General features: G+C 62.1%; 9 protein-coding genes, 1 pseudogene and 1 riboswitch. Of the genes and pseudogenes, 1 reads left to right on the top strand and 9 read right to left on the bottom strand.

Features of this window, described 5'->3' with window-relative positions; translation table 11 throughout:
• From HP499_RS25500 to HP499_RS18225, 9 genes and pseudogenes are all read right to left on the bottom strand, one after another.
• Positions 1-92: pseudogene (locus tag HP499_RS25500) on the bottom strand (signal peptidase I); the annotation flags it as partial.
• A gap of 79 nt (positions 93-171) precedes the next feature.
• Positions 172-525, bottom strand: coding sequence for a 50S ribosomal protein L19 (gene rplS, locus HP499_RS18260; RefSeq protein ID WP_014922079.1), 354 nt, complete (start codon positions 523-525; stop codon positions 172-174).
• 276 nt (positions 526-801) lie between these two features.
• Positions 802-1,602, bottom strand: coding sequence for a tRNA (guanosine(37)-N1)-methyltransferase TrmD (trmD, locus tag HP499_RS18255; protein WP_172325605.1), 801 nt, complete (start codon positions 1,600-1,602; stop codon positions 802-804).
• Positions 1,603-2,157, bottom strand: coding sequence for a ribosome maturation factor RimM (gene rimM / locus HP499_RS18250; protein ID WP_172325604.1), 555 nt, complete (start codon positions 2,155-2,157; stop codon positions 1,603-1,605).
• A gap of 132 nt (positions 2,158-2,289) precedes the next feature.
• Complete coding sequence (locus tag HP499_RS18245) at positions 2,290-2,532, bottom strand: RNA-binding protein (protein ID WP_011775119.1); 243 nt, start codon at positions 2,530-2,532, stop codon at positions 2,290-2,292.
• A 1-nt stretch (position 2,533) separates the two neighbouring features.
• A complete protein-coding gene (gene rpsP, locus HP499_RS18240) occupies positions 2,534-2,953 on the bottom strand; it encodes a 30S ribosomal protein S16 (protein WP_017199647.1) in 420 nt (139 codons plus the stop codon).
• A 235-nt stretch (positions 2,954-3,188) separates the two neighbouring features.
• On the bottom strand, positions 3,189-3,641 hold the full coding sequence (locus HP499_RS18235) for a hypothetical protein (RefSeq protein WP_172325603.1): 453 nt from the start codon (positions 3,639-3,641) through the stop codon (positions 3,189-3,191).
• An 86-nt stretch (positions 3,642-3,727) separates the two neighbouring features.
• On the bottom strand, positions 3,728-4,600 hold the full coding sequence (locus tag HP499_RS18230; protein WP_172325602.1) for a VOC family protein: 873 nt from the start codon (positions 4,598-4,600) through the stop codon (positions 3,728-3,730).
• 75 nt (positions 4,601-4,675) lie between these two features.
• On the bottom strand, positions 4,676-5,755 hold the full coding sequence (locus HP499_RS18225) for an amidohydrolase family protein (protein ID WP_172325601.1): 1,080 nt from the start codon (positions 5,753-5,755) through the stop codon (positions 4,676-4,678).
• Positions 5,756-5,839: 84 nt separating this feature from the next.
• Positions 5,840-5,947: riboswitch (TPP riboswitch) on the top strand.
• Here HP499_RS18225 and HP499_RS18220 point away from each other — a divergent pair.
• The coding region (locus HP499_RS18220; RefSeq protein WP_172325606.1) for a phosphomethylpyrimidine synthase ThiC at positions 5,943-6,965 on the top strand (1,023 nt) is incomplete at its 3' end. (Overlaps the previous riboswitch by 5 nt.)

Raw genomic sequence — 6,965 nt, 5'->3', positions numbered from 1 at the left:
CGGACCAGTCCGCTGATGGCTACGGCGAGGACCAGTGCCAGGAAAACAAAACGCCAGCCCTGTTTCCGGGGCTGGCGTTCTGTTGTGTCCATGACTCGTATCCCTGTTGCGTTGCGGATTGCTCCGGAACTACCGGGCACGAATCCTGGACCCGTTGGTAAGTCGCAGGACTTACTTGGCGAAGTCGCGCTTTTCCTTGATCTTCGCAGCCTTACCGCGCAGTGCGCGCATGTAGTAAAGCTTGGCGCGGCGGACGTCACCCTTGGTGACGACCTCGATCTTGTCGATGATCGGGGAGTGTACCGGGAAGGTACGCTCTACGCCGACACCGAAGGAAACCTTGCGCACGGTGAAGGTTTCGCGAACGCCGTCACCCTGGCGGCCCAGGACGAAGCCCTGGAATACCTGGACACGGGAGTTCTTGCCTTCGATGATGTTGACGTGAACCTTGAGGGTGTCACCCGCGCGGAACTCGGGAACATCGTTACGCAGCGAGGCTGCATCTACGCTATCGAGGATATGCATTAATCCACTCCTGGTGAACGCCACAGGTCATTCACGTTGGGTTACGGCGGACAAGCCCGGGGCACGGAAGGCAACCGGAAATCTCCGCCGAAGTTTCTTAGTGTCCGGCTCCGCCACTGATTGGCGTCGCCGGGTTGTCCGACTGTTGGCTGAACTCCCCCTGTGGCAGGTGTCAGCCCAGTAGACACAAGGGTTAATTCTGCCATATGCGCTGCCATCGGGCCAACTGCCAGGACTGGTCCGGCCGTTTGGAACGCTCGACGACGGCAGCGGACCTCAATTTGCTGCCTCACCGCCGGGCCGGGGACGCAGGCGTCCGTCGACGACGTCGAAGCCAAGGTCAGAGAGAGCGTTGCGGTCAGCGCGACTCAACGCACCGGCGTCGAACGCTTCCAAGAGGTCGGGCCGGCGCTCGGCCGTCCGCCGGAACTGCTCGTGCCGCCGCCACTGGGCGATCTTTCCATGGTTGCCGCTCAACAAGATGGGAGGGACGTCATGGTCGCGCCACGCCGAAGGCTTGGTGTATACGGGGTACTCCAACAAGCCATCGGAATGGGACTCCTCAACGAGGGATTCCGGGTTGCCCACCACTCCGGGCAGGAGCCGTCCAATGGCCTCGACCATGGCAAGCACCGCCACCTCGCCACCATTGAGGACGTAGTCTCCGAGGCTTACCGGCCGGACAGTGAAGTGGTCCCGGGCCCAGTCGATGACGCGTTCGTCAATGCCTTCATAGCGGCCGCAGGCGAACACGAGTTGTTCTTCCTCGGCCAGCTCGTAAGCCAGCGCCTGGTTGAACCGCTCCCCCGCCGGCGACGGAACAATCAGTACCGGCTTGGCACCTTCACGCGCCCCCGCCACCGACTCGAGCGCCTGGGCCCAAGGCTCCGGCTTCATGACCATTCCGGCGCCACCGCCATAGGGGGTATCGTCCACGGTCCTGTGCTTATCCGTAGTGAAAGAGCGCAAGTCATGGACGTTGAGTTCCAGCAGACCGTCCTGGCGGGCTTTGCCTATGAGCGAGAGCTCCAGCGGTGCAAGGTACTCCGGGAAGATGCTGACAACATCAATCCTCATTCAGGCTTCATCCCCTGCGCCGTCCTTGGGCTCCTCGGAGGAGTCGTCATTGACCTCAAAGAGACCGGCCGGCGGAGTGATCAGGATGTAGCCGTCCTCAACATTGACCTCGGGGACAATCTCCTCGACGAAGGGCACCAGGATTTCCTTGCCGTCATCCGTCTTGACCATCAACAGGTCCTGGACCGGCATGGTGTTAAGGGCGGCAACCTTGCCAACTACCTGCGAGCCAACCCGGGCCTCGAGGCCCACCAGTTCATGCTCGTACCAGCCTTCGTCGTCGTCTTCGTCGTCAAGCTCTTCGGTCTCGATGAAGAGCTTGGCACCACGGATGACTTCGGCCGCGTTGCGGTCTGCGATCTCGTCGAAACCCAACAGCAGGATGTCCTTGTTCCACCTGGCACTGCGGATGGTCAACGGGCCTGCCGAGGCGGGCTCCACGATGAACTCGGTTCCTGGCACGAAGCGCTCGGCCGGTGCGTCGGTAAGTACCTGGACGGTCACCTCGCCGCGAATGCCATGGGGTTTGCCGATCCGGGCCACCTGGAGCTGCATGGGTTCCTCTGAATTCTTCTTATGCCCGCGCCCGCCGGGCAGCCACGGTTCTGAAATGGTGGATAAAGCAATCCGGCCCCTCCACCATATTCGGTGAAGGGGCCGGACTTAAGACAAGCAGTGCTGAGCGCGTTACCGGCGACGGTCGGTGTCGACGACGTCGACCCTGACCTGCTCGCCACCAGCCAAGGCTGCAACCACAGTGCGCAATGCGCGTGCGGTGCGTCCTTGACGGCCGATCACCCGTCCGAGGTCCTCCTGGTGAACACGCACCTCAAGGGATTCCCCGCGGCGGTTGTTCTTGGCACTGACCTTGACATCCTCAGGGCTGTCAACGATCCCACGGACCAAGTGCTCGAGCGCTTCTGCCAGCAACTTACTCAGCCTCGGTGGTCTCTGCTTCAGCCTCGGCCGGAGCTTCGGCTTCGTCCTTCTTGGCCTTCTTGGTGATGGCTTCCGGAATGATGACGGAACCCTTCTCCGGTGCTACGAAGGCTTCCTTCGGAGCTTTGGTCTTCAGGGTGCCTTCCTGGCCCGGGAGGCCCTTGAACTTCTGCCAGTCACCGGTGATCTTGAGGATCGCGGCAACCTGCTCGGTCGGCTGGGCGCCAACGGAGAGCCAGTACTGGGCGCGCTCGGAAGCGACCTCGATGTACGACGGCTCTTCGGTGGGGTGGTACTTGCCGATTTCTTCAATGGCACGGCCATCGCGCTTGGCGCGGGCATCCATGACGACAATGCGGTAGTACGGTGCGCGCATCTTACCGAAGCGCTTAAGGCGAATCTTTACGGCCACTTTTGTGGTCACTCCTGTTTCTGAAACGAGGTGAACCCGACGTTCTGCACCCGTGGGGCGGGCCATACTGGACGGTTCGAAGGACAAGATACGTGCACGGAGAGAGGGGCCGCACCGATCGAGTACCTGTCTATTGTGCCAGATGCCCGGAGCAAATACGACTTACGCCACGTGGGTCCGTGTGTTGTTGCTCACCCGAGGGGTGGAAACTGGGGCCCGAGCGCGGGCCCGGGTGCTATTCGGACCAGACGTAGAGGCCGGAACGTTCAACCTTCTCGACGTCGGTTGCCAGGGCAGCCAACTGCTGAACGTACTGGCGGGATTGGGCGGCATCAAAGGGCATGTCGTCCTGGGCAGCCCAGGCAGCAGCAACGTCGTCGAGGACGTTGGCGTCACCTTCGCTCTCATAGGTCAGCAGTTCGGCCAGCGCACGCACCATGGCCTCGGGGACTCCGAGGAGCGCGTCACTGGTGACATCAACCAGGGCAAGTTCATAATCAGCCCCCGCTGCGTGGACTGCCTGGCCCGCGAGGTCGCCCAACTGCTCCACTTCGAAGTCAGTGATGCCGTCAATCCTGACGGCGGGGCCGGCGACGTCGGCGCCCTTGTCCAGGGCAGCCGCCCTCTTGAGTGCTTCATCGTGGGTGGTAACAAAAATTTCGGCAAAGCCCATGGAAAGTACTCTCATTCCTTCGTGCTGACGGGGCGGCGGCACACAACCCGAATGGTTCCGTGCCGTCACTGCCCAGCCTAGTGCAGCACGCGCGCCGCAGCTTAGCGGATCGCTACCCGCAGCTTGTTCCGCCAAGGATCTTCGAAGCGAAGCTCGGCACCGGTGTGATGGTTCTGTACCCCGGCGGTTTTGAGTCGATCCGCAAGGGAAGCGATGTCGTCTGCGCCAGGAACCTCTATGAGCACTTCCCCCAGACCCAGAGTGTCCTTCCGGGGGCCGGCACCACGGCTGTTCCAGACATTCATGGCCATATGGTGGTGATAGCCGCCGGCGGAAACGAACAGCGCCTGACCATGCCAGCCCGCGGTCCGCTCAAAACCAAGGGTTTCCACATAGAAGCGCTGGGCAGTTGCGACGTCACCTACCTGCAAATGGACGTGGCCGATTCCCGCCGCGGCCTTGAGCTGTCCGGTCACCGCAGCTTCGTTGAGGTGCTGTTGGAGGAATCGCTGCGGCGGCAGGGCCACATTGTCCATCACCACGGTCTTGCCGTCCCACTGCCACAGCTCCCGCGGCTTGTCATAGTAGAGCTCAATGCCATTGCCCTCGGGGTCTGTGAAGTAGAACGCTTCGCTGACCAGGTGGTCGGCGCTGCCCGCAAAGGCGCGGGGCTCGTATTCGGCGGCGGTAGCGATCGTCGCGGCCAGGGACGGCTGGTCTTCGAACAGGATGGCCGTATGGAACAGACCCGCCTCCCCGCGCCCTGGAATCCGGAGGCCGGACGCCGGAGCGAGATGCACCACGGGCTTCCCGACGCGCCCAAGATACAAACCGCCGTCCTGCTCGGCCACGATTTCCAGGCCAAGGGCCCGCTGATAATAGTCACTCATGACCTTCATGTCGCCAACCTTGAGCATTACCGTGCCCATGGTGAGTTCAGCCGGCAGAAGATCCTGGCTCAATGGTGTGGTCATGCGAAGCTCCTGTTTCCGCGGTGCCGCCTATCGACACCTTCTACAGACTAAATTACTTGAAGCTTCAATTTATTCCTAACGAACCAGTGAACCACGAAGAACAATGTGTTGGAGGCGGGAAACACTCTCCAGCCGGAGCCGCGGATCCTCGGAACACAGCACGACGTCGGCGCTCGCCCCTTCGCTGATCCCTTCGGCTCCCAGCCACTCACGGGCGCCCCAGGTTGCGGCGTCCAGGACCGCCGCCGGCGGCAGGCCGGCGTCGTGCAGTTCTTTCATCTCATCGGCGATCCTGCCGTGCCTGATCACACTGCCGGCATCCGTGCCCGTGTAGATGGACACGCCCGCCTCAAAGGCCTCCAGCACACGCTCGCGCCGCCGCTCCCACAGACGCATCATATGGTCCGCGTAGTCGGGAAACTTCGGAGCAGCCTGGGCGGCAATATCGGGGAAGGTGGCGATATTGACCAGCGTGGGAACGATCGGCACGGACTGCTCCACCAAGCGGGGAATGTGCCGCGGCAGCAGGCCCGTTGCATGTTCAATGCAATCGATATCGGCATCTAGCATGTGGTCGATGGTGTCCTCGGCAAAGCAGTGCGCGGTTACCCTGGCGCCCTCATCGCGGGCGGCGGAGATGGCGTCCTTCACGATTTCGGCCGGGAACGAGGCGGCGAGATCGCCGTGGCCCCGGTCAATCCAGTCCCCCACCAACTTCACCCACCCGTCACCGTCCCGGGCTTCCTTCCGAACCGTCTCGACGAGATCGCCGGGTTCGATTTCGTGGCCCAACCCACGGATATACCGCCGGCTCCGGGCAATGTGCCGGCCCGCCCGGATCAGCCGGGGCAAGTCTGTACGCTGCTGGACCCATCTGGTGTCGCTGGGAGACCCGGCGTCGCGGATCAACAGCGTACCGGCGTCGAGGTCGGCCCGGGCCTGGGCAAAGGTGGCCTGCTCGCCAACGGCGCCGCCCACTCCCAGACCAATGTGGCAGTGGGCGTCAACAAAACCCGGGAGGACCCAGCCATCCAGTACACGGTCCGGCGCCTTCGCGGGACGGACAAAGGTCAGGATGCCGTCCACGGACCACATCCCGTGGCGTTCCTCGCTGCTCGAGACGAGCACGGGTCCGGAAAATTCGATGGTGGCCATGGAAAAAGCCTAGTCTGCCGCAGTGCCTTGAAGGTTGGTGCATGCATGTGACTGGGTGCCTGTTGGCAGCTGTGGTAGCTTCGTCTACGACCACACGGGTGCCCTTGCAGGGGCTGAGATCGGACTGAAGCAGTCTGCGACCGTTGAACCTGTCCGGGTAATGCCGGCGAAGGAAGTGAGTAATCCTTTGAGCACCACCAAAACACAGCACAGCCCTGCCCAAAATGCGGTTGGATCCGTGACCAAGGCCATGAAGTCCCATTCCTTGGCCTACCGCGAGGATAAGGAGAACGGAATCCGGGTTCCCTTCACGGAGATCGCGCTGGAACCTTCCCCGAACGGCAAAGCCAACCACCCGTTCCAGGTGTACCGCACGGCAGGTCCCGGCAGTGACCCCATCATGGGATTGGAACCATTCCGCGCTGCCTGGATCGAGGACCGCGCAGACACCGAGGCCTACTCCGGGCGGCAACGAAACTTGCTCGACGACGGAAGGTCCGCGGTTAGGCGTGGGGAAGCATCAGCGGAATGGAAGGGCGCGAAACCAGTGCCTCGACGCGCCGTCGAAGGTAGCACCGTCACGCAGATGCACTATGCCAGGCAGGGCATAGTGACTCCTGAGATGCAGTTCGTCGCACTGCGGGAAAACTGTGATGTTGAGCTGGTCAGAAGCGAAGTTGCCGCGGGGCGGGCCATCATTCCCAACAACATCAACCACCCCGAGTCAGAACCGATGATCATCGGCAAAGCCTTCCTGGTGAAGATCAATGCCAACATCGGTAACTCGGCAGTTACCAGCTCCATCGCAGAAGAAGTGGACAAGCTGCAGTGGGCCACACAATGGGGTGCCGATACCGTCATGGACCTTTCCACGGGTGATGACATCCACACCACGCGGGAGTGGCTGATCCGCAACTCCCCTGTCCCGATCGGGACCGTCCCCATCTACCAGGCCCTGGAAAAGGTCAACGGCGAAGCCAACAAGCTGACATGGGAGATCTTCCGGGACACCGTGATGGAGCAATGCGAGCAAGGCGTGGACTATATGACCATCCACGCCGGCGTGTTGCTGCGCTATGTGCCGCTGACGGCCAACCGGGTGACCGGAATCGTCTCCCGCGGCGGGTCGATCATGGCCGGCTGGTGCCTTGCGCACCACCAGGAAAACTTCCTGTACACCCACTTTGACGAGCTCTGCGAAATTTTCGCC

Source organism: Paenarthrobacter sp. CM16, from assembly GCF_013179505.1.
In the GTDB taxonomy this organism is placed as follows: domain Bacteria; phylum Actinomycetota; class Actinomycetes; order Actinomycetales; family Micrococcaceae; genus Arthrobacter.
This window is presented reverse-complemented; position numbering and strand designations above follow the sequence as displayed.